21 protein-coding genes and 1 tRNA gene are annotated in these 25,287 nt (G+C 61.2%); 13 read left to right on the top strand and 9 right to left on the bottom strand.

Going from position 1 to position 25,287, the window contains the following annotated elements; translation table 11 throughout:
• Positions 1-253: 253 nt before the first annotated feature.
• A complete protein-coding gene (gene guaA / locus ACESUZ_RS00870; RefSeq protein ID WP_373198011.1) occupies positions 254-1,852 on the bottom strand; it encodes a glutamine-hydrolyzing GMP synthase in 1,599 nt (532 codons plus the stop codon).
• Positions 1,853-2,120: 268 nt separating this feature from the next.
• Here guaA and ACESUZ_RS00875 point away from each other — a divergent pair, with 268 nt between their 5' ends.
• Positions 2,121-3,134, top strand: a complete 1,014-nt coding sequence (locus tag ACESUZ_RS00875) for an asparaginase (RefSeq protein WP_373198012.1) — start codon at positions 2,121-2,123, stop codon at positions 3,132-3,134.
• Between the two features lie 22 nt (positions 3,135-3,156).
• On the opposite strand, the gene ACESUZ_RS00880 is transcribed toward ACESUZ_RS00875, so the two are convergent.
• Entirely contained in the window at positions 3,157-3,375 is a 219-nt protein-coding gene (locus tag ACESUZ_RS00880) for a helix-turn-helix domain-containing protein (protein WP_035136926.1), read from the bottom strand.
• Between the two features lie 76 nt (positions 3,376-3,451).
• On the opposite strand from ACESUZ_RS00880, the gene ACESUZ_RS00885 reads away from it, so the two are divergent.
• Positions 3,452-3,841 (top strand): hypothetical protein, encoded by a 390-nt coding sequence (locus tag ACESUZ_RS00885; RefSeq protein WP_373198013.1) that lies wholly within the window; start codon positions 3,452-3,454, stop codon positions 3,839-3,841.
• Positions 3,842-3,850: 9 nt separating this feature from the next.
• Here the strand turns inward: ACESUZ_RS00885 and ACESUZ_RS00890 are convergent, their stop codons facing one another.
• The 6 genes from ACESUZ_RS00890 to ACESUZ_RS00915 form a co-directional block, all read right to left on the bottom strand.
• Positions 3,851-4,234, bottom strand: coding sequence for a DUF1648 domain-containing protein (locus ACESUZ_RS00890; protein ID WP_373198014.1), 384 nt, complete (start codon positions 4,232-4,234; stop codon positions 3,851-3,853).
• Positions 4,235-4,245: 11 nt separating this feature from the next.
• Positions 4,246-5,322: a redox-regulated ATPase YchF gene (ychF, locus tag ACESUZ_RS00895; protein ID WP_035136922.1), complete on the bottom strand. Its 1,077-nt coding sequence runs from the start codon at positions 5,320-5,322 to the stop codon at positions 4,246-4,248.
• A gap of 114 nt (positions 5,323-5,436) precedes the next feature.
• Positions 5,437-6,690, bottom strand: coding sequence for a 4Fe-4S binding protein (locus ACESUZ_RS00900; protein WP_271746928.1), 1,254 nt, complete (start codon positions 6,688-6,690; stop codon positions 5,437-5,439).
• A gap of 150 nt (positions 6,691-6,840) precedes the next feature.
• Positions 6,841-7,179, bottom strand: coding sequence for a hypothetical protein (locus ACESUZ_RS00905; protein WP_373198015.1), 339 nt, complete (start codon positions 7,177-7,179; stop codon positions 6,841-6,843).
• A 147-nt stretch (positions 7,180-7,326) separates the two neighbouring features.
• A complete protein-coding gene (locus tag ACESUZ_RS00910; RefSeq protein ID WP_373198016.1) occupies positions 7,327-8,427 on the bottom strand; it encodes a glycerol dehydrogenase in 1,101 nt (366 codons plus the stop codon).
• A 78-nt stretch (positions 8,428-8,505) separates the two neighbouring features.
• Positions 8,506-9,729, bottom strand: a complete 1,224-nt coding sequence (locus tag ACESUZ_RS00915; protein WP_022093871.1) for an iron-containing alcohol dehydrogenase — start codon at positions 9,727-9,729, stop codon at positions 8,506-8,508.
• A gap of 500 nt (positions 9,730-10,229) precedes the next feature.
• On the opposite strand from ACESUZ_RS00915, the gene ACESUZ_RS00920 reads away from it, so the two are divergent.
• From ACESUZ_RS00920 to ACESUZ_RS00940, 5 genes are all read left to right on the top strand, one after another.
• Positions 10,230-11,306: a tetratricopeptide repeat protein gene (locus tag ACESUZ_RS00920; protein ID WP_373198017.1), complete on the top strand. Its 1,077-nt coding sequence runs from the start codon at positions 10,230-10,232 to the stop codon at positions 11,304-11,306.
• Positions 11,306-12,349 carry a hypothetical protein gene (locus ACESUZ_RS00925; protein WP_373198018.1) on the top strand — a complete coding sequence of 348 codons (1,044 nt, stop codon included), beginning with the start codon at positions 11,306-11,308 and terminating at the stop codon, positions 12,347-12,349. The genes ACESUZ_RS00920 and ACESUZ_RS00925 overlap by 1 nt, the downstream gene beginning before the upstream one ends.
• 45 nt (positions 12,350-12,394) lie before the next feature.
• Positions 12,395-14,572, top strand: a complete 2,178-nt coding sequence (locus ACESUZ_RS00930; protein ID WP_373198019.1) for a MurT ligase domain-containing protein — start codon at positions 12,395-12,397, stop codon at positions 14,570-14,572.
• A 100-nt stretch (positions 14,573-14,672) separates the two neighbouring features.
• A tRNA-Glu gene (locus ACESUZ_RS00935) sits at positions 14,673-14,749 on the top strand.
• 190 nt (positions 14,750-14,939) lie between these two features.
• Positions 14,940-15,167, top strand: coding sequence for a hypothetical protein (locus tag ACESUZ_RS00940; protein WP_373198020.1), 228 nt, complete (start codon positions 14,940-14,942; stop codon positions 15,165-15,167).
• Positions 15,168-15,385: 218 nt separating this feature from the next.
• Here ACESUZ_RS00940 and ACESUZ_RS00945 read toward each other — a convergent pair whose 3' ends face one another.
• Entirely contained in the window at positions 15,386-17,473 is a 2,088-nt protein-coding gene (locus ACESUZ_RS00945; protein ID WP_195621871.1) for a glutamine synthetase III family protein, read from the bottom strand.
• A 426-nt stretch (positions 17,474-17,899) separates the two neighbouring features.
• Between ACESUZ_RS00945 and ACESUZ_RS00950 the strand changes: the two genes are divergently transcribed.
• From ACESUZ_RS00950 to ACESUZ_RS00975, 6 genes are all read left to right on the top strand, one after another.
• The gene (locus ACESUZ_RS00950; RefSeq protein WP_161115993.1) at positions 17,900-18,772 is read left to right on the top strand and encodes a methylenetetrahydrofolate reductase; all 873 of its coding nucleotides are present in this window, start codon (positions 17,900-17,902) and stop codon (positions 18,770-18,772) included.
• Complete coding sequence (locus ACESUZ_RS00955) at positions 18,772-19,560, top strand: hypothetical protein (protein ID WP_373198021.1); 789 nt, start codon at positions 18,772-18,774, stop codon at positions 19,558-19,560. Before ACESUZ_RS00950 ends, ACESUZ_RS00955 begins: the two co-directional genes overlap by 1 nt.
• Before the next feature lie 9 nt (positions 19,561-19,569).
• Complete coding sequence (locus ACESUZ_RS00960; RefSeq protein WP_373198022.1) at positions 19,570-22,125, top strand: homocysteine S-methyltransferase family protein; 2,556 nt, start codon at positions 19,570-19,572, stop codon at positions 22,123-22,125.
• A gap of 108 nt (positions 22,126-22,233) precedes the next feature.
• Positions 22,234-23,598, top strand: coding sequence for a PFL family protein (locus ACESUZ_RS00965; RefSeq protein ID WP_035136908.1), 1,365 nt, complete (start codon positions 22,234-22,236; stop codon positions 23,596-23,598).
• A gap of 376 nt (positions 23,599-23,974) precedes the next feature.
• Positions 23,975-24,805 carry a methyltransferase domain-containing protein gene (locus ACESUZ_RS00970; protein ID WP_505455739.1) on the top strand — a complete coding sequence of 277 codons (831 nt, stop codon included), beginning with the start codon at positions 23,975-23,977 and terminating at the stop codon, positions 24,803-24,805.
• 158 nt (positions 24,806-24,963) lie between these two features.
• Entirely contained in the window at positions 24,964-25,263 is a 300-nt protein-coding gene (locus ACESUZ_RS00975; RefSeq protein WP_006234690.1) for a YhbY family RNA-binding protein, read from the top strand.
• Positions 25,264-25,287: the final 24 nt, after the last annotated feature.

Here is a 25,287-nt window from a genome sequence, read left to right on the forward strand (position 1 = left end):
ACCAGTCCGAGCGGCCTCTTGCGGGCGGACGCAATCTGCCGGTCAGCATTAATTAGAAATAAATTGATGACGTTGCTTCGGTAATTGAAAGCACTTTAAAACATACCAGCAAACAATAATCCCAGCTAAACAGCTTGAGAGATTGCGTGGCTGGTTTGCATGTACCACATACACCACAATGCATAAGCACCCATGGCACGCAAATAAAAAACGAGGGAGGCCGTTTCCGACCTCCCTCGCAAAGGGTCTCTGATTATTCCCACTCGATGGTCGCGGGCGGCTTGGACGTGATGTCGTAGCACACGCGGTTGGCGCCAGGGACCTCGGCGACGATGCGGCCGGAGATGCGGGCCAGCACGTCGTAGGGCAGCTTGGCCCAGTCGGCGGTCATGGCATCGCTGGACTCGACGGCACGCAGGATAATCGGGCGCTGGTAGGTGCGCTCGTCGCCCATAACGCCGACGGACTTAATGTCGGGCAGAACCGCAAAGTACTGCCAGCAGCTGTGCTCGGAGTTGCGCTCGCCGGTCTGCTCAAACAGGCGCTGGTTGTAGGCGTCGAGCTCCTCGCGCACGATAGCGTCGGCATTCTTGAGGATCTCGAGTTTCTCCTTGTCGACCGCACCGATGATGCGGATGGCCAGACCCGGGCCCGGGAAGGGCTGACGGAACACGATGTGACCCGGCAGGCCCAGCGCCAGACCAAGTGCGCGGACCTCGTCCTTAAAGAAGTGGTCGAGCGGCTCAATGAGGTCGAAGTGCACGCCATCGGGGAACGGGATCAGGTTGTGGTGGCTCTTGATGGTGGCCGTCTTGCCGCCCGTCTTGCGAGCGCCGGACTCGATGATATCGGGGTAGATGGTGCCCTGAGCCAGGTACTTCACGGGTTTACCATCGGTCTCAAGCTGCTGAGCAACCGCGAAGAACTCTTTCCAGAACTGCGTGCCGATGATGCGGCGCTTCTCCTCGGGCTCGGTCACACCGGCCAGAAGCTCGGCATAACGGTCTTCGGCGTGGACGTGGATAAAGTCGACATCGAACTGCTTGGTGAAGACCTCCTCCACCTGCTCGGGCTCGCCCTTGCGCAGCAGACCGTGGTTGATGAACACGCAGGTCATCTGCTTGCCCACGGCGCGAGCGCCCAGCGCAGCCACGACGGAGGAGTCGACGCCACCGGACAGGGCCAGAATCACGCGGTCGTCGCCGACCTTCTCGCGGAACTCGGCCGTCATGGTCTCGACCAGGTTGTCCATACTCCAGTTGGGCTCCAGGCCGCAGATCTCAAACAGGAAGTTGCTCAGCAGCTGCTGACCGTACTCGGAGTGCTTGACCTCGGGGTGGAACTGCGTGGTGAAGATCTTGCGCTCGACGCACTCCATGGCGGCAACCGGGCACACGTCGGTGCTGGCGGTAACGGTAAAGCCCTCGGGCACCTCGGAAACGGCGTCGCGATGGCTCATCCACACGGTCTGCTCCATGGGCGTGGAGTTAAAGAGCTTGGCGCCGGCCGTGCGCGTGATGGTGGCGCGGCCGTACTCGCCCACCTCGGAGTGACCGACCTTGCCGCCGAGCGTCACTGCCGTGATCTGATGGCCGTAGCAGAAGCCCAAGACGGGAAGGCCCAGGTCAAAAATGGCGGGGTCGATAGACGGAGCGTCCTCGGCGTACACGGAGGCCGGACCGCCAGAAAGGATGAGCGCGGAGGCGTTCATCTCGCGAATCTCGTCGGCCGAGATGTCGCAGGGGACAATCTCGGAATACACGTTGAGGTCGCGAACGCGACGGGCAATAAGCTGACCGTACTGCGCACCAAAGTCGAGTACGAGGACCTTTGCGGAAGCCTTTTGATCCATGGTTTCCCCCTCTTGTTGGCGGGGAGCCGGTGCCCACCCGCGTGAATGAACGAAAATAACCTCCATAGTGTACACGTTATATGGGGTTTCTCGTCCCTCGCAGCCATCAGCGCACGGCAAACGCACGACCAGGGCCCCTATTTGACGGCAATTGAAGTGTTACCAAACGTTACAGATGATGTAATACGTTTGAACATTGGACGCCCTGTGCCACAATACTGCCGAACGACTCCGCCTCTGCGGCGGCAAATACGATAGGAATACCAGCATGAAGCGCATCCTTCTCATCGCCACGGGCGGCACCATCGCATCGACCGAAGACGGCAACGGTCTCTCCCCCGCCCTGACCGGTGAGGAGCTCGCCCAGAGCGTCCCCGAGATCTCGGGCCTCTGCGAGCTCGACGTCGTGCAGCCCATGAACATCGACAGCACCAATATGCGTCCCAGTGACTGGATGCGTATCCGCGACGTCATCGTCGAGGGCTATGCCGATCACGACGGTTTCGTGATTCTGCACGGCACCGACACTATGAGCTACACCGCGGCAGCGCTTTCCTATCTAATTCAGGACAGCCCCAAGCCCATCGTGCTCACCGGCTCGCAAAAACCCATGGGCAACCCCTTTACCGATGCCAAGCTCAATCTGTACCAGAGCCTGCTCTATGCGCTCGATGAGCATTCGCACGACGTCTCTATCGTGTTTGGCGGCGTCGCCATTGCCGGTACGCGCGCCCGCAAGCAGCGCACCATGAGCTTTAACGCGTTCATTAGCGTCAACTATCCGCCCATTGCCTACATCCGCAACGACCGCATCGTGCGCAACGGGCTTCACGGCACGCATCAGGGCGAAAACCCGGTGCGTTTCTACGACAGCATCGACCCGCGCGTGTTTGTCCTTAAGCTGACGCCCGGCGTAAACCCGGGTATCCTTGACGCCCTTGCCGATAGCTACGACGCCGTGATTCTGGAGACCTTTGGCATTGGCGGTATTCCCGAGTTTGGCGAGTCCGGCGAGTCATTCCAGGAGGCGATTTTCCACTGGGTCGATTCGGGCCGCACCGTCGTTATGACCACGCAGGTCCCCGAAGAGGGCCTCGATCTGGGCGTTTATGAGGTCGGCCGTGCTTACGCCGATCATCCGGGCATTCTGCGTGGCGATGACATGACCACCGAGACGCTCGTGGCCAAGACCATGTGGGCACTCGGCCAGTCACGCGATGCCGCCGAAATCCAGCGCCTGTTCTACAGCCAAGTCAACCACGACCGTATCCCGATGGCGTAATTCAGTTGTCGACGGGTATCCCCTATTCGATACCCTCGAGAAGCTCTGACACCGTCATGCCGAGTGCGGGCGCGATCTTAAATAGAACCTTGAGCGTGAAATTTGCCGTCCCATCTTCGATTCGGTCGAGGTAGGGTCGGCTGATTCCTGTCGCCACACAAAAATCAACCTTGGAGATACCAAGGTCCCTGCGTGTCTCTTCGACCCGCCTGCCAAGAATCTGTTTCGCACGTTCGTCCATGCAGCCGAGTTTGAAATGGAGCCGAACATAAACGTAAACTATAGTTTACGTTTTGCCGAATACACAGGAGTTTTCTATGTCGGGTTCTTCGGTCCGCATGTACCGAGCCACGCTTCGCACAAACAGCGCACCGCCCAAGCTCGTCGTCGTTGAAGCAGAATGCCTTTCGCCCGATGAGCGCACAGCATTTGCATTGCTATCAAGTCGCGTCGCCGCTGTTCTGGTCCCTTGCCCGGCGCAAGGTGAACTTGCCATCCAATGCCAAGCGCACAGCTGCTCGCTCAATCAGGCTGCCGTAATCGCAACCAGCCAACGCGGTCTGCCCCTTCTCCTGGAAGCCGGCATCGCACTCGCCCTTCGCGGTGCCGGATACGAAAACGAGACCGCCGCCGACATGGTCTTTAAACCACGATCGAGCGGCGGCCTCGCAGCAGCCATTGAATATATGTGCAGGCTCGTTGCCTAAAAGGACAAGCTAGAAACCAAGGCCAAAGCCCGTTCCGGTAATCGCCGAGTACATAAAGTAAACGTTGATCACGTTGAGGAACACACCCGTGATGCAACCGTTGCGCAGGTAGCGCTCGCACACGATGCGCGCCATGGCGGCGGAGTCGTCATTGTTCTTGGCTTGGCGTCCCGCCGTAAAGTACGTCGCCACGCTCAGCAGCAGATTGAGTACCGGCAGTGCCAGCAGCTCGTAGCTCTTACCCCAGCGCGTCACCTCGCCGGCGGCGTTAAACTTCGTTGCCACCTCGGAGCCAATGTTGGGGATAACACACGCTGCAACCACCAGCGGAATCACCGCAAGTACGAGCAGCGCAATACCCATGTAGCCAGCTTTTTTGCCATATTTAAACATATGCGTCGTCCTTACACGTTAAAGCGGAAGTGCACGACGTCGCCATCGGCCATGACATAGTCCTTGCCCTCAATGCGCAGCTTGCCGGCGGCCTTGGCGCCCTGCTCGCCGCCGAGCTCGATGTAGTCGTCGTAGCCAATAACCTCGGCCTTAATAAAGCCGCGCTCAAAATCGGTGTGGATGACGCCGGCGGCCTGCGGGGCGGTCGCGCCCTGACGAACCGTCCAGGCCTTGACCTCCATCTCGCCGGCCGTAAAGAACGACTGCAGACCGAGCAGCTTATAGGCCGCCTGCGCGAGCACGTCCAGACCGGGCTGTTCCAGGCCCAGGCTTTCCAGGTAGTCGGCGGCGTCCTCGGGATCGAGCTCGGAAAGCTCGGCCTCGATCTTGGCGCAGATCGGCAGCGGCTTGACGCCGTCGATGGGCGCCAGATCGTCGTTGAGCATATCCTCGTCCACGTTGGCCACATACAGGATGGGCTTCATGGTGAGCAGGAACAGCCCCTTGGCGGCGGCACGCTCCTCGTCGGTCATCTCCATGGATGCGGCGCGCTTGCCCTCGTTGAGCCAGGCAAGCAGGCGCTTGGCAACCTCGAACTTGGGCATGAGCTCCTTGTCGCGCTTGGCCTCCTTCTCGAGCTTAGGCAGCTGCTTCTCGAGCGTGCCCATGTCGGCCAGGATGAGCTCGGTCATGATGGTGTCGGCATCGCCGGCGGGATCGACGAACTCGCCCGTGCGGCCCACCTCACGCATGACGTTGGGATCCTTAAAGTAGCGCACGACCTCGCAGATGGCATCGGTCTCGCGGATGTTTGCCAAGAACTGGTTGCCCAGGCCCTCGCCCTCGTTAGCGCCCTTCACCAGACCTGCGATGTCGACGAACTCGACCGTTGCCGGCACAATGCGACCCGGGTTAACGATGTCGGCAAGCTTTTGCAAGCGGCTATCGGGTACGTCGACGATACCCACGTTGGGGTCGATCGTGGCAAACGGGTAGTTGGCGGCAAGGCCGGTCTTTTTGGTAAGCGCGGTGAACAGCGTCGACTTGCCCACGTTGGGCAGGCCCACGATACCGATGGAAAGGGACACGACAGCTCCTTTTGGTACAGGTACTTCAAACCGTATAAGTATAGCGCCGCCGCAGCATCCGGGCGAATCCGGACACCGCGGCGGCGCAAATGAAGCAGAGATAGAGCTCGCTGACTAGTCCGCGAGCTTCTCCACCTGATCGAGCATCTTGTCAAGCTTGGCCTTTGCCTCGGCCTTGGCCTTCTGGGCCTCTTCGTGGGCCTTGGCCTTCTGAGCGGCCTTTTCCTCGGCCTCGGGGTCGACAACGACCAGATTGGACGCATCGTGCTCGACCAGCTTGAGCGCATGCTCGGGGCACACCTTGACGCAGGCTCCGCAACCTAGGCAATACGTGGACTCCAATGCAAAGCGACCGCTTCCCACCAAATCGCAGGCAAACGTGGGGCACACGTTGACGCACTCGCCGCACGACGTGCACTTGTCAAAATCGCATTCCGGTGTGCTCACCTGCATATTCTGGGCAAGCTCGGGGTGGTTCTGCAGCGTCGAGAGCACCAGCTGCCGCCCGTGCGTGAGCGAACGGCGACGCTTGGTCGTCGTGGTGCCGCACATGGTGTTGAGCGTGCGCTCGAGCTGCGTGATCTGGTGACGGTGAGCCTTCAACTTCTGCGTCACCGAGGCCAGCGCCGCCGTCGCCGGATTGAGCTTGGTCACCGTCAGGCCCGTGGTGCGGGCAATCTTATCCATGTACTCCTTGCGCTCGTACTCGCGGCGCTTATGGCATTTGAGGCTCTTGGGGTCGACCTCCAGGCCCATGCCCGTACCCGCCCACTCCTCGGCGGTAGCAATGGCCTCGCCCAGAATGTCCTCGCCACCGGTGTTGCGGCACTTATCGCACACGCCCAGTGGCAGGTAGACGCTCACGTTGGGATAGTCCGCCAGTACCGAGAACCAGGTCTCGGCCGTAATATCGCCCACGCAGGCAACGACGACTTCGTTCTCACGCGGCATGCGCTTGAGGGCGCGTGTGCAGGTGACGTAGGCGGTCTCGTGGCTCGTAGCAGCGGAGACGATATCGTCATACAGGTTTTTAGGCGCCAGGCGCGGCGAGATGATCGCCTCGGTCGGACAGGCAGCGGCGCACAGGCCGCACTTGCGACAGGAGTCGAGGATCTCGATGGCGTCTTCCTCGACCTCGATAGCGTTGACCGGGCACACGTCCATGCACGCGGTGCAACCGCTCTTTTCGTTTTTGCAGGTCAGGCACGGAATGGTGTTGCCGCGCGGGCGCTCCTTGTAGTCGGCAGGATTCCACTGCGGTGCCGACGGATCGAGTGCATCGGTCACGCCGCCAAGCGGGTTTTTAAGAAAGTCGAAACCCTTGCTGATCTCGATAATGTCATCAAACAGATCGTGTTCCTGCGCCATGCGCGGCCCCTCCCTGAGCAGTGCAAACAAGCGATAGATAATGATACGCCATTAGCTCACGCCTCGGGCAAATTACACGCGGCGTATCTTTGCGGCAAATAGCCTATGCCTATCGCCACCTCGATTGCACAAGGTCAATCAAGCGCCAAACTATGCCTCGCACATGAGCTGCACGAGCTTTTGTTTGGTCACTTTGGCCTGCTCGTTGGCCATGTTGCGTTCGTTTCTAAAGACCGCATTTGCAACACCTTGCAGGTCGACATCGGAAATCTCGCTGCACGGACCGTCATAAATCTTAAAGAACGGCTCGCTTAGATCTTCGTCCAGAAATCCATCGACGATCTGCCTGCACAGCCGATCCTCGGTGCCCTGGTCAAACAAGACATAGGCAGCGCAGCCCAACCATGACAAATACCTGCCTTGACGCGACAGTTCGCCCGGCCCCTGAACATACCGGCCGGGACCGCCGTAAACCATAGGAAGCGCCATACGAGAATCCGCCCTTCATCAAACAACGATTGGTGCAAAGTAACCTGGCCCCTTTGCACCAACTTGGTGCGAAGGGGCCAGGTTAGTTTGCACCATAGCAAAAAGGGGCAAAGCCATCTGTTGGCTTTGCCCCTTCCTTAGCTTGATTTACTCATCCATGAGATAGTAGTGGCCCAGTGCGTCTGCACCCAGAATGGCGTTTGCGACCATCTCGGGCGTCACCTCAAAGGGCATGTTGCACATGGTGTCCTCGGGCGCGCAGGCGGCCTCGGCAACAATCATGGCCTGCTCGCGCGTAAGCTCGGCAACGCCAAGTTCCTTCATCGTGACCGGCAGGCCCAGCTCAATGCAGAAGCCCAAGACTTCCTCGAGCTTCTCGGTCGGGGCATCCTCGAGTACCAGCTGGACGATGGTGCCGAAGGCGACCTTCTCGCCGTGATACATGCCGTGGCACTCGGGCAGCATCGTCAGGCCATTGTGGATGGCATGAGCAGCAGCAAGGCCCGAGCTCTCAAAGCCAATGCCCGAAAGCAGCGTATTGGCCTCGATGATGTGCTCGACGGCAGGCGTGAGCGCACCCTTCTCCAGCGCAACCTTGGCCTTGACGCCGTCGGCCATAAGCGTCTCGTAGCAGAGCTTGGCGAGCGCCAGACCAGCCATGCTGCCCTTGCCGCCAGCGCAGGTGCCGCCGTCGGCATCGTGCGTCGCCTGGGCCTCGAAGTAGGTTGCGAGCGCATCGCCCATACCGGAAACCGTCAGGCGCACCGGGCTCGCCGCGATAACCGTCGTATCCATCAGGACGATATTGGGGTTTGCCTTAAGGAAGAGGTACTTATCGAACTGGCCGTCGTCGGTGTAAAGCACCGAAAGTGCCGAGCACGGTGCATCGGTCGAGGCAATGGTGGGGCAAATGATAACCGGGGACTCCAGGTAATAGGCGACGGCCTTCGCGGTGTCGAGGATCTTGCCGCCACCGACGCCGACGATGATGTCGCAACCGTTGTCGCGAGCGAGCGCAACCAGGCGATCGACCTCGCCCTTGGAGCACTCGCCGTTAAAGTCCTCAAACAGCAGCTCGGCCTTGGCCTCGGCAAAGCCGCCCTCGATCTTGGCACCGACGCGCTTCTTGCGCGAAGGCGTCACGATGACGAGGGCCTTAGCGCCGAGCGGCTCGACATAGGAGCCGAGCTTGGCGAGCTCGTCCGGACCCTGGATGTACTTGCTGGGGCTATTGAAAATTGCAGCCATAACTATCCCATTCTCTAAAAAAGAAAGGGGCTCCGTACGGATACGTGCGGAGCCCCTCGTTACGATAACAAGAGTCGATTAGAAATCGATGTCGGTGTCGTAGTAGCAGGCCTTGAGGATCTTCTCGAAGTCGGCAGCCTTGGTCTCACGCGGGTTCTCGGGCGTGCAGGCGTCCTGCTCGGCGTTCGCGGCGATCTCGGGCAGCTTGGCGAGGAACTCCTCCTCGGAAACCATCTGCGGGTTCTCGGCGTCGACCTTCACGCCACCATTCGCGTAATCCTTGATGGACTGCGGAATGTTGAGCTGGTCGTTGAGATCGCGGATCTTCTGGACGAGCGCAGCGATGAGCTCCTCGTTGGTCTCGCCGGGAAGGTGCAGGATCTCCTTGGCCACGTAAGCGTAACGCTCGGCAGCACGGGGATCCTTGGAGTTCCACTGGATGACCTTGCCCAGGTACATGGCGTTAGCGGCACCGTGGATGATGTGGCCGTTCTCGAAGGCAGCACCGGTCTTGTGAGCCATGGAGTGAACGATGCCGAGCAGGCCCGAGGAGAAGGCGATACCGGCGATGCACTGAGCCTCGTGCATGTGCTGACGGGCCTCATGGTCGCCAGCATAGGACTTGGGCAGCCACTCGACGATCTCGCGGATGCCGTGCAGAGCGTTGGCGTCGGTGAACATAGAGGCGCAGGTGGAAACGTAGGCCTCCATGCAGTGGGTCAGAGCATCCATGCCGGTGTGAGCGCACAGCTTGGCGGGCATGGTGTAGGTGAGCTCGGGGTCGACGATGGCGACATCAGGGGTGATGTTGAAGTCGGCCAGCGGGTACTTGATGCCCTTTTCGTAATCCGTGATGACGGAGAATGCGGTGACCTCGGTAGCAGTGCCGGAGGTAGAGGAGATGGCGCAGAAGTGAGCCTTCTGACGCAGCTCGGGGAAGCTGAACGGCTGGATAATGTTGTCGAAGGACTCCTCGGGATACTCGTAGAAGACCCACATGGCCTTAGCAGCATCGATGGGCGAACCGCCGCCGATAGCAACGATCCAGTCGGGCTCGAAGTCGCGCATAGCGGCTGCGCCCTTCATGACGGTCTCGATGGAGGGATCGGACTCGACGCCCTCGAACAGCTTGACCTCCATGCCGGCCTCTTTGAGGTCGGCCTCAACGTCCTGCAGGAACCCGCCGCGGCGCATAGAGCTGCCGCCAGAAACGATGATGGCCTTCTTACCCTTGAGGTTCTTCACCTCGTGGCGAGCGCCCTCACCAAAGTACAGATCGCGAGGATTGGTAAAACGTCCCATACTGTGCCTCCTAAACAAGCCCCTCTTAGACTTGCGTATATAACGGAGCACCCAATTGGCTCCGTTAGGACCGGTTTGCGCGTTGCCGGCGATGACAATGCGCGATGTCTAAACGTCTCAACGCTCAGACAAACACTATTTTACCGTTCTGGTTGGTCAGTTATTCACCTAAAGCCGCCAATGATGAAACGTTTTTTCTATCCCTGAAGACCCTTGTGCGGCATTCATACTCCCAAGCTGGGCAAACGTTTTATCAAGGTTGACTACATATCCCGGGCAGGACGGTGCCCCTCCAAAATATGCACCGTTCGCCGCCAAAAATCGACCGTTTGCGGCACCGTGATACCACTCGGTCGTCCAAGGTGCCGACATTTGTGCGACATCCGTCTTCGTGGTGCAAAGGTGCAAGTCCAAGTGCGGCACCCCCGGTGTGCCACATGCGGGTAAACTAGAACCTTATATAGAGATATTTGAACCCTAACCGCAGCAAAGGAGGCCCCATGGCATTCGATCCCATTCAAGAGGATTACCATCGCCTCGTTCTTGAGGCCTTGCGCCGCGACAATATCCCGCTCACCGACGGTGCTGCCGTAGAGCGTCTGATGGAACAATTCACCCGCAACCCCGCACCGCTCATCGTGCACGACCGCGACCGCGCCGGGCACCTCATTGCCAAGGTGGTCGAGGCTGTCGACTACCGCATTCCCTTTATCCCTGACGATACCCAGGCAGAGCAAGAAGAGGCAGCTGCCGAGAACATGCTCCGCGAGGCAGCCGCGCTCGATCCGGCCAACTGGGATGCCCAGCGCATGCTGACGGCGCTCACCGCCAGCTCCAACGAGGAATACGTACAGTACTTGGCATCCAAGCGCGATGAAGTCGAGCATGACCTGGCGCTCAAAATCGCCTCGGCGCAGGACCCCTACGAGCGTGAGGCCGCAGGCGACCTCATGCGCCGCCCCTACCTGCGCTGGCTTGCCGCCCTTGCGTCACGCGCCCTCATTAGCGGCCGCTATCGCATGTCGCTCGAAACCGCAAATCGCAGCTTGGACTTTGCGCCCAACGACCCCGCTGGTGTCCGCCACACCGCAATGCTCGCCATGGCAAAGCTCGAATACCCCGCCGAGGAGCTCAAACGGTTTCGCTCTGCACACTCCGTCCCCTATCTCGCCAACACGCCGCTGCGCCGTCGTCCCAAGGACGCGGAGCGCGACTTGGACCCATGGACGCTCATCGCGCTGATGAGCGCTGCCTGGCGCGAGCTGGACTACGAGGGCGCCGAGCACTATTTGCGCATCCTCGCACGCTCGTGCCCGCACGCGGCCGAGGCACTCTACTTCCAAACCGAGTTTCCCGATGGCGTCTATGCCCGCGTCAACGTGGGTGTGGGCTCCACCGACGAGCTCGTCCTTGCGCTGTCCGAGGCGACGCCGGTACTGCAGGAGGGCCTGGGCGCCCCCGACAACGCCAGCTTTGCCGCCTGGGTCGCCACCAACGATATCGTGCGTTCCCAGATCGACGAGCGCATCCTGCGCGCGGCCGAGCAGGGGCTTCCATTTAAGGGAGGGGACCTCTAATGGATCCGAGCGTCTACATCCCCGCCTACCTGGAGCGCACCTATCTGGCGTCGCACCCCGAGCTCACCGATGCAGCACGCGAGCTTGTCCATAACGACATTAGCGCGAATCCTCAAAAGTATGCGCAGTCCGAGCATGCCCAAGCGCTGCTGTCCTATGCCGGTGTTCATCGCCACCTGCTCGACGAGCTCCATCGCATCGAGGACATGGGCAGCGACGAGGAGTTCGAGCAGACGCGCAATCGTCTGTTCGACGACATGCGCGATGAGCTGCTCAAGATCGCCCGCATCGATGCGCATGTCCTCGACGCACAGCTGCTCGCCATCATCCTGGCCGACACGCCCGTTGACGCCTGCCTGGGTGACCTGATGAAGCTCGAGGCGACCACGGCCGATTACCTGCAGCAAAGCGTGCCCGGGTTCGACATGGAAGCCCCACACTACTGGGCCAATAATGTTTTGGCCGACGGTGTCACTGCAGCAGACCTTACCGTGAGCGAGCCGGCTCTTATCGGGTGGCTTCATACACTCGAGGCCATCTCGCAGCTATGTATGGCGAGCGCTCGCTACCGTGCTGCCGCCAACTACGCCCGCCGCGTCCTTAAAGCAGAAGGCTATCCCACCCGAGCCGCAGGCACCGTGTTGCTCGCCCTCGCTCGTCTGGAAGACGAGGACGGCTTTTTTGCCCTAGCCCACCAACTCGAGGAAGAGATCGGGGCTGACGCGCTCGAGAACTCTCCTTGGTATCTGCTCGCCCGCACAATCCTATTGTTCAAAACGAACAAGATGCGCCCGGCGACACGCGCGCTGCGTGAGTTTGCCAACCGTTGCGAGGGCGGCGCGTTCTTCTTGCTGAACCCCATGTACCAGACGCCGTACCTTCCCTGCCGGCCCGAGCCGCGCGATCCCTGGGATCTTTCGCACCAGGCCGTTTGGGAAGCGGACGGTATTATCTCGGACACTCCCGACTTTGCCCCCTGGGCCAATGCCTGTGAAGACGTGTCACAGCTTGCCCAGGAATTTGCGCGCCGCTACGGTTTTTAGTGACGCACTCGACCCGACCATGTCGTTTACGTTAGGAACGGTTTCATGAACCTCCGCTCATCTCTCGCCTGTACCTCGAGCGATATCGCTCGCTGGGGACTGCGCTCTGTCCTCAAACGCCAGGGCGGCGTACTCCCCGGCCGCATCGCCATGAAGATCGATCCCGAGTTGCTGAGCGACCTCGCTGGCCTTGTCGACCGCAGCGTGGTGATTACGGGTACTAATGGCAAGACCACCACCTCCAACCTCATCGCCGACGCCGTTGCCGCCAGCGGCGCCACCGTGGTATGCAACCGCGCCGGCAACAACATGGAGCCGGGCGTGGTGGGTGCACTGCTCGAGGCGCGCAGCGGCCTCAAGCGAGCCGGCGGCGGCAAGCGCGTGGGCGTTTTTGAATGCGATGAGCTCTACACCGTGCGCGTCCTGCCCAAGCTCAAGCCGACGTACTTTGTGCTGCTCAACCTGTTCCGCGACCAGCTGGATCGCTATGGCGAGATCGATCACACCCAGGAGGTCATCGCCCATGCGTTGGAGCTCTCGCCGACAACAACGCTTATCTACAACGCCGACGACCCGCTGTGCGCCTCGATTGCCGCGCGCGTTCCCAACGCGAGTATTGCCTTTGGCATCGACGGCGCCACCAACACCGAGTCCGACCGTATTAGCGACTCACGTTTTTGCTCACGGTGCAACGCGCCGCTGGAGTATGACTACGTGCAATACGGCCAGCTCGGCGCCTACCATTGCCCCTCGTGCGGCTGGGCCCGCCCTGCGCTTGTCCGTCGCGTGACGGGCGTGGAGCTCGGCTGCGACGGCTATGGTTTTGACCTGGTGTTTGGATCTGATTCCAGCGCGCCAGCCGCACACATCGTCACGCGTTACAACGGCCTGTACATGGTCTACAACGTTGCCGCTGCATTCTTTGCCGCACATGAGTTAGGCGTGGATACGGCGCACCTGCAGCCCACGCTCGATGCCTACGTCCCCGCCGGCGGACGCATGGGCCGCTGGGATATCGCCGGCCGCACCGTCGAGGCCAACCTGGCTAAGAATCCCGTAGGCTTCGATCGACAAATCCAGTCCATCAAGACGGCAGGCGGCAGACTCTGCGCTTTCTTCCTCAACGATAACGATGCCGACGGCCACGATGTATCGTGGATCTACGACGTCGACTTTGAGCGCATCGCCGACACGCCGGGTCTTGTCGCCTTTGCCGGAGGCACGCGCGCGCACGACATGCAGGTGCGCCTCAGGTACGCCGGCATCGATGCCGCGATTATCTCGGACGTCGCGCAGGCAATTGGCGCCGTGGCAGACGAGGCCGCCGATGACACCTTCTACGCCGTCGCCAACTACACGGCCTTCCCGCCGCTGGTCAAGGAGCTCGACGGGCTGAAAGGCGCCACCGCCGACGCTGTTGCTGGGCGCGCCGTAGCCCGTGCCGACGGCAGCGCTCTTCCTGTCGGTATCGCGCCAGTCGAGCTTTCGCGCCCGCTGCGCATCGTCTACCTGTATCCCGATGCCCTTAACCTCTACGGCGACGGCGGCAACGTCATCGCCCTCGAGCGCCGCTGCGCCTGGCGTGGCATTCCCGTGCGCGTGGACGAGGTCCGTATGGGCGAGTCACTCGATCTCACCGATGCCGATATCGTCATGATGGGTGGCGGCTCCGACCGCGACCAGCTAGCCGTGGCACACGAGCTGCTCGCCCAAAAAGACAAGGTCGCATCCTATGTTGAGGATGGCGGCTCGCTGCTTGCCATCTGTGGCAGCTATCAGCTGCTCGGCCGTTCGTACTATATGGGTGAGGATCGCATCGAGGGCCTGGGCGTCATTGCCGCCGAAACCGTACGTGGCTCCGATCGCCTGATCGGCAACGTAGCCGTCAAAACCGATCTGGCACCTGAGCCCTTTGTGGGATTCGAAAACCATGGAGGTCGCACCCTGCTCGACGCGGAGGCAACGCCGCTCGGAACGTCCGTCGTCGCGGGCACCGGCAACAACGGCGACGATGGCTTTGAGGGCCTGATCTACAAGGGCGTCATCGGCACGTACCTGCATGGCCCGGCGCTGCCCAAGAACCCCGAGCTCGCCGACTGGCTGATCGCCCATGCCCTCGAGCACCGTGGCGATGCACAGGCCGCCGCCCTGCTGCCGCTCAAGCCCCTCGACGACACCTACGAGCACGCCGCCCACGACGCCGCCATGAAGCTCCTCCCCTAGCACCTCACCACCACAAAGGGGACAGGCACCTTTGTGGTGGTTTTTCAGTTTGCCAACGATATGTGAACGGCTAAAAAAGTCTGCTATACTCTTTCCCGCTGTCCCCATCGTCTAGCGGCCAAGGACGCCACCCTTTCAAGGTGGATATCGCGGGTTCGAATCCCGCTGGGGGCACCATTTAAATTAAGAAGCCCGTTACCCCCGCGGTGACGGGCTTTTTGCTACCGATATGCCGGGATTCGAACCCGACAGGGTGCGGAGCTGAGGAAACGCGCAAGCGTTTTCCAGCGCAGCACGCAAGGAGCGGAGCGACGCAGCGGAAGCGGGCGGCGCCAGCCGCACGCGGACATCCCGCTGGGGGCACCATTTGAAACTAGAAGCCCGTTACCCCCGCGGTGACGGGCTTTTTGCTACCGATATGCCGGGATTCGAACCCGACAGGGTGCGAATCCCGGCATCATCGCAAGGCCTGTGGTCAGAAAATGGCAAATATGAGTACTGTTACCATTTTAGTTACAGCGATTTCATGCCTTCAGAAGGCGATTTAGCCGTCGGGCGTCCTACGGCGGAAAAATTGCAGACGTTTATCGGCTAAGTACTTGGACATATGTTGCGTAACACTACATATTTTGCAAATAAATAATGTTACAGGACTTGTGACAGTACTCATATTTGACGTTTTTTGCCCATAGCCCTTTATACCTAGGCACATCGGCGGCAAAACGGGCTTCAAAGCGTCCTTCGCAAACAAAAAGCCGGGGCCCGCGCGATGCGGACCCCGGCTCAATACCGTGACGATATGTCAGTTACGTTCTACACATAGAACAGGATGTCGTCGTAGGTCGGGACCGGCCAGTAGTCGGCGGCCACGATCTCCTCCATGGCATCCACGGCGGCGCGCAGCGTGTCCATAGCGGGAACGACCTCGTGCGCGTATACGTTGGCCTGCTCCTGGCCATCGAGGGCCTCGGCCTTCTGATGCACGGCGTCGAGCGCCTTGATGGAGTCGTTGATGGCGGTGATACCGTTGCAGAGCTTGTTGAGCGTGTTCTGCTCGCACTGCATGGCAGCCTCAGCACCGGCGGCACGAATAGTCTCAAGGCCCTTAGCGACCTTGGTGGCATAGGCGGTAATGACCGGGCGATAGGTACGACGCGCCTCGCGAACCATCGTGGTGGCCTCGATGTTCATGAGCTTGTTGTACTTCTCGAGCTTGCAATCGTAGCGGCACTGGGCCTCGGCCTTGGTCAGGACGCCCGTCTCCTCAAAGAGCGCGATAGCCTTATCGGAAACAAAGGCGGGAAGAGCGTCGGCCGTGGTCTTGTTGTTGGCAAGGCCGCGCTTCTCGGCCTCGATGGGCCACTCGTCGGAGTAACCGTCGCCGGAGAACAGGATGCGCTGGTGATCGGTCAGCACCTTCTTGCAGTACTCGAGCGCGGCATCCTGGAACTTATCCTCGGGCGTACCCTCGAGTGCGTCGGCGAAGGACTTGAGCGACTTGGCCACGGCGGCATCGAGCACCAGGTTGGAGTCGGAGACGTTCTGCTCGGAGCCGCAGGCACGGAACTCGAACTTGTTGCCGGTGAAGGCGAACGGGGAGGTGCGGTTGCGGTCGGTGTTGTCCTGCATCAGCTTGGGCAGGGTATCGGCGCCCAGGTCAAGCACGCCGCGCGTGGCATGGACGGAAGCCTTGCCATCGATGATCTTCTCGACGACCTCGGTAAGCTGGTCGCCCAGGAAGATGGACATAATCGCCGGAGGAGCCTCGTTGGCGCCCAGACGATGGTCGTTGCCGGCCGAGGCAACGGAGGCACGCAGGAGCTCCTGATAGTTATCGACGGCCTCAATCACCGCGGTGAGGAAGACGATGAACTGCAGGTTGTCGAGCGGGGTGTCGCCCGGGTCGAGCAGGTTCTCGGACTCGGTGCCAAGCGACCAGTTGTTGTGCTTGCCCGAACCGTTGATGCCCTCAAAGGGCTTCTCGTGCAGCAGGCAGACCAAGTCGTGGCGGGAGGCGATGAGCTTCATCTTCTCCATCATGACCAGGTTCTGGTCGATGGCCTCGTTGACCTCGCCATAGACAGGGGCGAGCTCATGCTGGCAGGGCGCAACCTCGTTGTGCTTGGTCTTGGCGGGAATGCCAAGCGCCCACAGTTCATCGTCCAGGTCCTTCATATAGGCCGAGACGGTGGGGCGGATAGCGCCAAAGTAGTGCTCCTCGAGCTCCTGGCCCTTGCAGGGAGCAGCACCAAAGAGGGTGCGGCCGGTGATGACCAGGTCCCTGCGCTTGCGGTAAGCGTCCTTCTTGATCAGGAAGTACTCCTGCTCATCGCCCACGGAAGGAACGACCTTCTTGGGGGTCTTACCAAACAGCGCCAAAACGCGCTTGGACTCACGCGAGAGCGCGGTCATGGAGCGCAGCAGCGGGGTCTTCTTGTCCAGGGCCTCGCCCGTGTAGGAGCAGAAAGCCGTGGGGATGCACAGGACATCGTCCTTAATGAAGGCGGGGCTGGTAGGATCCCAAGCGGTGTAGCCACGGGCCTCGAAGGTGGCGCGCAGGCCGCCGTTGGGGAAGCTGGAGGCGTCAGGCTCGCCCTGGATGAGGTTCTTGCCCGTAAACTTGGTAATGGCGGTGCCGTCGTGGTTGGGCTCGAGGAAGCTGTCGTGCTTCTCGGAAGTAATGCCCGAAAGCGGCTGGAACCAGTGCGCGTAGTGCGTCGCGCCCTTGGAGATGGCCCAGACCTTCATGGCGTGGGCAACGGCGTTGGCCACATCCAGGTCGAGCGGCTCACCGTCCTCGAGGGTTGCAGCAAGGCGCTTCCAAATGTCCTTGGGGAGGTAGTCCTTCATGACTTCCTCAGAGAACACCATGGTCCCGAAGCGGTCAGTAAGATCGGCCATACGGAACTCCCTTCGTATCGGCACCGCGTGAGAAGCGGTGTTGATTACTAACGAACGAGTCATAGCTTAGACTCGCCGTGTTTCCGCGACATTACCGTTATGTTGCTGTCGCGAAACCAATCAATGAGGTTACCGCATCACAGCGGCGCTGCCGCCCTTAATGGCCAATCAACTGTATAAATTGCAGACCTCTCCCCATAGTTTAAGGGTAGTCAATTTGGGATGGGGCTCTATTAACTGGTATTTCGTATAAGATACCAGTCTTTATAGCCCCATCCTAGATTGACCGCTCTGTTATAAGAAATGCCGATAGCAAAGCATTTTCGATTGGTATCCCCAAATAGCGAGTGAAACTCCACCGTAACACAGTGGTGCTGTAGAATCCTTACTACACATCACACTATTAAGTATCTAAAGGAGCACGATATGCGCGTCGACGAGGTTTTTAAGCAGGCAGCATCCCAGGGCACCGCACCCGTTTCGTTTGAGATGTTCCCGCCCAAGGGCGAGCTTACCCTCGACACGGCTCGCGAGGTGGCAGGCAATCTGTGTAAGCTTTCGCCGAGCTTTGTCTCGGTCACCTGCTCGGCCGGCGGCTCGGGTAACGGTGCCACCACCGCCCCCATCGCGCATATGATTTCGAGCGAATTCGATACGCCCTCGGTAGCGCATCTCACCTGCGTGGGCCGCACCCACGCCGACATCGCCGCCAAGATTGACGAGTATCGCACTGCCGGCGTGGAAAACGTGCTAGCCCTGCGCGGCGACCTGCCCGCCGGCGCGACCGAGGACGACAAGCCTGCCTCCGACTACGCCTACGCCCGCGACCTCATCCCCGAGCTCGTCGACGCCGGCTTTTGCGTGGGCGCCGCAGCCTACCCCGAAGGCCACATTGCCTGCGAGGATCTCAACCTCTCGGTCGAGCACCTCAAGCAAAAGCAAGACGCCGGCGCGAGCTTCTTTGTGACACAGCTCTTCTTTGATAACGAGTGCTTCTATCGCTTCCGCGAGCTTGCCGACAAGGCCGGCATCACCGTGCCCATTACCGCGGGCATCATGCCGTTTATGGGCAAGTCGCAGATCAGCCGCATGGTCTTTATGTGCGGCGCGTCGCTGCCCTCCCCCGTCATCAAGATCCTCGCCAAGTACGAGAACGACCCCGAGAGCCTGCAGGCAGCCGGTGTAGATTATGCTGCTCGTCAGCTTTGCGACCTTAAGGAGCACGGTGCCGACGGTCTGCACCTGTACACTATGAACCGTCCTGCAATCGCCGCGACCATTATGGAGCGCCTGGGGTAATGGAAAAACCGCACGTCGATACAACCGTTGTTGAAGTGCCGGCCGACCTTGCGTCGCCGGCGCTTTACCGTATCGACGCTGCCCACCACCCTCGTGTCGACCGTGCCGAGATGCTGCGGTATCTGGGCTACGGCGGCCAGCAGATTGAGCCCGAGCTGTCACGACGAATTGAGCTTGTAGTCGAGCGCCTAGAGCTGGATATCGAGCCCCGCGGCGTGCGACGCGTGTTTGCCGTCGATGCCACGGGCGTTGACGTGCAGGGCGAGCCCTGCATCCGCTTGGTTGGCACCAATGTTGAGCTGCGGGGTCGTGATATCTATCGCCACCTTAAGGACGCCCGCCTGGCGGCGCTCATGGCATGTACCCTCGGGATGTCTGCCGAACGCCGTCTGCGAACCACCGGAGCTCAGCAACCCCTGGAAGGCGCCGTGCTCGATGCCGCATGCTCTGCCTATGTAGAAGCTGCCGTCGAGCAGATGGACCAGCAGGTCAAGGCTGCGGCCGCCGCACACGGACTCGCCGGCAACTGGCGCTTCAGTCCCGGCTATGGCGACTGCCCGCTCTCTGCCCAGCGCTCGATCGTGGATGCCCTCAACGCCACGCGCCTCATTGGACTTACCGTCACCCCCACCAGCCTGCTCATGCCCACCAAGAGCGTGACCGCGGTGATCGGCCTGTTTGACGGCGAAGTCCACGACGCCCAGAGCCGCCCCACCTGCAATATCTGCCGCATGCGCGAGCACTGCCGCTTCCGCGCCGCCCACACCACCTGCTATTCCAGCCATTAGGAGCCCCCGATGTTTACTCCGCTTATCACTCATGATCTGGACGGTGCTGCGCTGGCGGCACCTGTCAATGCTGCGCGTTGCAACGGCGCCGCGTACAAAACGCGCACGATCGACGACCTGCACATTAAGGACGATCGCCTGCGCGCCGCCATCGAGGGCACGGGGCACCTGCTGTTCGACGGCGGCATGGGCACCATGCTGCAGGCGGCCGGCATGAAGGCCGGCGCCCTGCCCGAGTTGCTCAACTTTGAGGAGCCCCAGGTCATTACCGATATTCAGCGTCAGTACGTCGAGGCCGGCTGTGACGTGATCACCGCCAACACCTTTGGCGCCAACGCCCACAAGCTCGACGGCGTCGCTACCGTGGCAGACGTCTTTGCCGCGGCAGTCACCTGCGCCCGCGAGGCCGGCGCCCGCTACGTCGCCGGCGACATCGGCCCTATCGGCGCCCTGCTGCGCCCCCTGGGCACCCTCAGCTTTGACGAGGCCTACGACCTCTTTGCCGAGGAGGTGCGCGCCGGCGTCGATGCGGGCGTCGACCTCTTTATTATCGAGACTATGACCGACCTGGCCGAGATCAAGGCGGCAGTCCTCGCCTGCCGCGAGAATTCCGACCTGCCCGTCTTTGCCACCATGACCTTTGAGGAAGACGGCCGCACCTTCCTGGGCACGAGCCCCGAGGTCGCCGCCATCACCCTCGACGCCATCGGCGCCGACGTTTTGGGCATCAACTGCAGCCAGGGCCCGGCCGAGCTCCGAGGACTCGCCGCGCGTATGCTCACCGTCACCGACAAGCCAGTTATGGTGCAGGCCAATGCGGGACTGCCCCGCGTGGACGATGACGGCAATACCGTCTTTGATATCCAGGCACCCGAGTACGCCGAGGCCGTCGCCGGCATGATCGAGGACGGCGTGAGCGTCGTCGGTGGATGCTGCGGTACCACGCCCACGCATATGGCGGCACTTCGCACCCTCATCGACAACCACACGCCCAGCCCGCGTCACCGCAAGCCCAGCATGTCGGTCACGAGTGCCCAAACGGTCGTGGACCTTCCCTGCGACGGCCACAAGATCGCCGTCATCGGCGAGCGCATCAACCCCACCGGCAAAAAGCGCCTGCAGCAGGCCCTACGCGACGGCGACCTGGACTACGTCGTGAGCCAGGGCATCAGCCAGCAGGAGCAGGGCGCCGACATCTTGGACGTCAACGTGGGCCTGCCCGAGATCGACGAGGTCAAGGTCATCCAGCAAGCGACCGAGCAGCTCCAAGGCTCCACGCTGTTGCCGCTGCAGATCGACTCCACCGACCCCGCCGCCGTCGAGGCCGCCGTACGTCGCTACGCCGGCAAGCCCATCATCAACTCGGTCAATGGCAAACAGCAGATCATGGATGAGATCTTTCCGCTGGTCGCCCACTACGGCACCAACGTCGTCGGCCTTACGCTCGACGAGGGCGGCATCCCCGATACCGCCGAGGCCCGCTTCGCCATCGCCGAGCGCATCGTGGCCGAGGCCGCCCGTTACGGCATCGGCCCGGACCGCATCCTCATCGACTGCCTGGTCATGACCGCCTCGACCAACCAGCGCCAGGCTGAGCAGATTCTACGTGCCATGTCTATGTGCAAGGAGCGCCTGGGCGTCAAGTGCGCACTCGGCGTGTCGAACATCAGCTTTGGCCTGCCTGCCCGCCCGCTGCTGGGCTCGGTCTTTTTGGCCGCCGCCTTTGGTGCAGGTCTGGATGCCCCCATCATGAACCCGGGTTCCAAGCGCTTTATGGATACCGTCTACAGCTATCGCGTCCTGAGCGTTGAGGACGAGGGCTCGACCGGATACATCGAGCGCTACGCCGGCTGGACCGATCCGTATAAGATTGCCGCCAACCCGGCGGCCGCTCAGTCAGCAACGAGCGATGCCGCGCCTGCCGCAAGCACCACCGCAAGCGCCGATGACGACCCCATCCGCCACATGGTCGTCTCGGGCCGCAAAGGCGAGATCGCTGCCGAGACCGAGCGCCTACTGGCAGACCACGACGCCATGGACCTCATCAACAATCACTTTATCCCCGCCCTCGACGAGGTCGGCGTCCTCTTTGACCAGGGCAAGTTCTTCCTGCCGCAGCTCATGGCCTCGGCCGAGGCCGCGCGCGTGGGCTTCGACACCATCAAACGCCTGATGCCCGCCGGCGAGATTGCCGACAAGGGAAAGATCTGCGTGGCCACCGTCAAGGGCGACATCCACGATATTGGCAAGAACATCGTCAAAATGCTGCTCGACAACTACGGCTACACCGTCTTTGACCTGGGCCGCGACGTCGATCCGCAGGAGGTACTCAAGACCGTCAAGGAGCGCGATATCAAACTCGTCGGCCTCTCGGCGCTTATGACTACCACCGTCGTGGCCATGGAAGAGACCATCAAGCTGCTCCATGCCGAGGTGCCGGGCGTCAAGATCATCGTAGGCGGCGCCGTGCTCACCCCCGAATACGCCAAGCAGATCGGTGCGGACTACTACGCCAAGGACGCCGCCGAAAGCGCTCGTATCGCCGAAGAGGTCTTTGGGCAGTAACACAACGGAAACAACCGAGCACCAAAACGTGCCGCATGCGCCACTTGGCACGTGCGGCACGTTAGAATAGATAAGGCTATGCTCGTTTTGGCAGATAGGAGCGCAAGGATGGCGATCACGCCCGCAGAAATCGCGGAAACCCGCGGCATGGTTGAGGAGCAGAACCTCGACATCAGGACCATCACCATGGGTGTTTCGCTCATGGGTTGCGGTGACGAGAACCTCGACCGCATGTGCACGAAGATCTACGACCACGTGACGCACACGGCTGAGCATCTGGTCGAGACCGCCGAGAACCTCGAGCGCGAGTACGGTATCCCCATCGTCAACAAGCGCGTTTCCGTCACCCCGGTGGCGCAGATTGCCGCGTGCTGCAAGGATGAGGACCTCACCCCCATCGCGCACGCCCTCGACCGCGCGGCAGAGACGCTCGGCATCGATTACCTGGGCGGCTTCTCCGCACTCGTCCAGAAGGGCATCGGCGACGCCGACCGCCGCGTCATCCAGTCCATCCCCCAGGCGCTCGCCACCACGAGCCGTGTCTGCTCCAGCGTCAACGTCGCCAGCCTGCGCGCCGGTATCAACATGGACGCCGTGCTCATGGCCGCCCAGACCATCATCGACGCCGCCAAGCTCACGGCCGACCAGGACTCCGTCGGCGCTTCCAAGTTTGTCTGCTTTGCCAATATGGTCGAGGACTCCCCGTTTATGGCGGGCGCCGTCCACGGCGGTGGCGAGGCCGACGCCGTCATCAACGTAGGCGTCTCGGGCCCCGGCGTTATGGCCGCAGCCCTGGAGACGCTGCCCGATTCCGCATCGATGATGGAAGTCGCCGAGAAGATCAAGCAGACCGCCTTTAAGATCACCCGTGCCGGCGAGCTCATGAGCCGCGAGGCCGCCCATCGCCTGGGTGTCGAGAAGGGCATTGTCGACCTGTCGCTGGCTCCCACGCCTGCCATCGGCGACTCCGTTGCCCGCATCCTCGAGATCATCGGCGTGGGCACCTGCGGTGGCCCCGGCACGACCTGCGCGCTCGCCATGCTCAACGATGCCGTCAAGAAGGGCGGCGTCATGGCCAGCTCCAGCGTGGGCGGTCTCTCGGGCGCCTTTATCCCCGTGTCCGAGGATGCCGGCATGATCGCCGCCGTCGAAGCCGGCGCGCTTTCGCTCGAGAAGCTCGAGGCCATGACCTGCGTGTGCTCCGTTGGCCTGGACATGATCGCCATCCCCGGCGACACCCCGGTCGAGACCATCGCCGGCATCATCGCCGACGAGATGGCCATCGGCGTCATCAACAACAAGACCACGGCCGTCCGCGTGATCCCCGCCATCGGCAAGGGCGTGGGCGACTGCGTCGAGTACGGCGGCCTGTTTGGCCGTGCACCCATCATGCCGGTGAACCCCAACGCCGGCACCGTGCTTGCCCACCGCGGTGGACGCTTCCCGGCGCCGTTGAACTCGCTGAAGAACTAGCTGAGGGGGACTGGCGAGGAGCCCCGGGGGAGGGCAAATATATAAGGTCGCCTGCTCGGACAGTCCTGACTCGCACGGAGAGCACATTAAGTGCTCTCCGGCTCGTGCGGAACTCGCGATCGACCTTATATATTTGCCCTCCCCGGGGCTCCCGCACAACGGGACCTCGGTTGGGTTCTATCCCGGTTGCAGTTGCTTCGCTCCTGCACCACTTGACTGGTGCGGCGGTTTGGCGTTGGAACGGTTCTTTTTCTGATATATGCTGGTTGCGGCTCTTCTTTTGGGAGGAGTCGCTTTTTTGTTGCTAGGAGGTTGGCCCGTGGTTGATGGGGATGCTCGCTCTGAGCTGCTTTCTGCGGATTGGAATGGCGAATGGATGCGTCTGCAGGCCGCTCGGCATCGGGCTGATGATTCTTTTGAATGGGATAAGCGGGCTCGGCATTTTCGGCCGCTTGAGACTGCCCCGTATGCCCGGGACTTTATGAAGCTGTTGGCGTTAAAGCCTGGTGAATCCGTGCTTGATATGGGGTGTGGAGCTGGGTCGATTGCTATTCCGCTTGCTCAGGCTGGGCATCCTGTGATTGCGGCTGATTTCTCCCCCGCCATGCTGGGCACGCTTGATGCCGGCATTGAGCACTACAGGCTCGAGGGGCGCATAACGCCGCTTGAGCTTGCTTGGGATGATGATTGGGATTTGGTTGGACCCGTCGCGAAAGCGGTGGATGTTGCCTTTGCCAGTCGGTCAGTTACGACGACCAATCTAAAAGGCGCGCTTGCCAAGCTTGATCGTACGGCTCGTCGTCGTTGTGCTGTCACGATGGTCGCCAACTCCAGCCCGCGCTATGACCTGCACCTGATGAACGCCATCGGCGCCTCGGTTACCTGCAGCAATGGCTTTGTGTACGCCTTCAATATCCTCATTCAGATGGGTGCGTTGCCGCAGGTTACGTACTTTGAATCGCCTCGTCGCGATACCTTCAATAGCCTTGAGGCGGGTGTGGCGGATTTTTCCCGTATGCTCGAGCATGGCAACGAAGATAAGGTCGACCGTCTGCGCGACTACATCGCCCAACACATGATCGAGAACCCCCATGCCGGCGAGCCGGGCTCCAAGGGCGTGCCGCAGGGGCGCTATATGCTCGATCATGTCCGCAAGGTTCGTTGGGCGTTTATTGCATGGGAGCCGGTCTCTGCGCCCAGCACATAGCCTGTTCGCAGCCCGCACCGTCCACCCGCCTGGCATCCGCATTCTTTTTGAACTGGGCAAACGCGCTCCACACCGCGCCGTTCCTGCGCTATCGTGGGACAGCTCACGTAGATTAAGGCCCCGTCGCGGGGCGCCCCATACATAGAAAGCGAGAACCCATGGCACTGACAGGAGCACAGGTCAAGCAGCTTCGCAGCATGGCCCATCACCTCAACCCCGCCATCATCATCGGCAAGTCCGACGTCAACGAGGGCACCGTCGAGCAGACGGTCGCCTACCTGGAGAAGCACGAGCTCGTTAAGTGCTCCGTGCTCGATGGCTCCAGTCTTTCCGCCCGCGAGGCCGCCGAGGAGCTCGCCGAGCGCTGCCACGCCGAGGTCGTCCAGGTCATCGGCCGCAAGTTCTCGCTGTATCGCGAGTCCTCGCGCAAGGACATCGAGAAGATCAAGCTCGTCTAAGAGCCAATGATCCGGCGAGCCAAC

This window comes from Collinsella aerofaciens ATCC 25986 (assembly GCF_964239575.1).
GTDB classification, from domain to species: Bacteria; Actinomycetota; Coriobacteriia; order Coriobacteriales; family Coriobacteriaceae; genus Collinsella; species Collinsella aerofaciens_BQ.

Coding starts and splice junctions, on each gene's coding strand:
- ACESUZ_RS00905 (WP_373198015.1), bottom strand. CDS start 7,179: ATGGCGCTTCCTATGGTTTACGGCGGTCCCGGCCGGTATGTTCAGGGG.
- ACESUZ_RS00880 (WP_035136926.1), bottom strand. CDS start 3,375: ATGGACGAACGTGCGAAACAGATTCTTGGCAGGCGGGTCGAAGAGACA.
- ACESUZ_RS00970 (WP_505455739.1), top strand. CDS start 23,975: ATGCGTCTGCAGGCCGCTCGGCATCGGGCTGATGATTCTTTTGAATGG.
- ACESUZ_RS00955 (WP_373198021.1), top strand. CDS start 18,772: ATGGAAAAACCGCACGTCGATACAACCGTTGTTGAAGTGCCGGCCGAC.
- ACESUZ_RS00910 (WP_373198016.1), bottom strand. CDS start 8,427: ATGGCTGCAATTTTCAATAGCCCCAGCAAGTACATCCAGGGTCCGGAC.
- ACESUZ_RS00930 (WP_373198019.1), top strand. CDS start 12,395: ATGAACCTCCGCTCATCTCTCGCCTGTACCTCGAGCGATATCGCTCGC.
- ACESUZ_RS00950 (WP_161115993.1), top strand. CDS start 17,900: ATGCGCGTCGACGAGGTTTTTAAGCAGGCAGCATCCCAGGGCACCGCA.
- ACESUZ_RS00915 (WP_022093871.1), bottom strand. CDS start 9,729: ATGGGACGTTTTACCAATCCTCGCGATCTGTACTTTGGTGAGGGCGCT.
- ACESUZ_RS00960 (WP_373198022.1), top strand. CDS start 19,570: ATGTTTACTCCGCTTATCACTCATGATCTGGACGGTGCTGCGCTGGCG.
- ACESUZ_RS00975 (WP_006234690.1), top strand. CDS start 24,964: ATGGCACTGACAGGAGCACAGGTCAAGCAGCTTCGCAGCATGGCCCAT.
- ACESUZ_RS00945 (WP_195621871.1), bottom strand. CDS start 17,473: ATGGCCGATCTTACTGACCGCTTCGGGACCATGGTGTTCTCTGAGGAA.
- guaA (WP_373198011.1), bottom strand. CDS start 1,852: ATGGATCAAAAGGCTTCCGCAAAGGTCCTCGTACTCGACTTTGGTGCG.
- ACESUZ_RS00900 (WP_271746928.1), bottom strand. CDS start 6,690: ATGGCGCAGGAACACGATCTGTTTGATGACATTATCGAGATCAGCAAG.
- ACESUZ_RS00875 (WP_373198012.1), top strand. CDS start 2,121: ATGAAGCGCATCCTTCTCATCGCCACGGGCGGCACCATCGCATCGACC.
- ACESUZ_RS00890 (WP_373198014.1), bottom strand. CDS start 4,234: ATGTTTAAATATGGCAAAAAAGCTGGCTACATGGGTATTGCGCTGCTC.
- ACESUZ_RS00920 (WP_373198017.1), top strand. CDS start 10,230: ATGGCATTCGATCCCATTCAAGAGGATTACCATCGCCTCGTTCTTGAG.
- ACESUZ_RS00925 (WP_373198018.1), top strand. CDS start 11,306: ATGGATCCGAGCGTCTACATCCCCGCCTACCTGGAGCGCACCTATCTG.
- ACESUZ_RS00885 (WP_373198013.1), top strand. CDS start 3,452: ATGTCGGGTTCTTCGGTCCGCATGTACCGAGCCACGCTTCGCACAAAC.
- ACESUZ_RS00965 (WP_035136908.1), top strand. CDS start 22,234: ATGGCGATCACGCCCGCAGAAATCGCGGAAACCCGCGGCATGGTTGAG.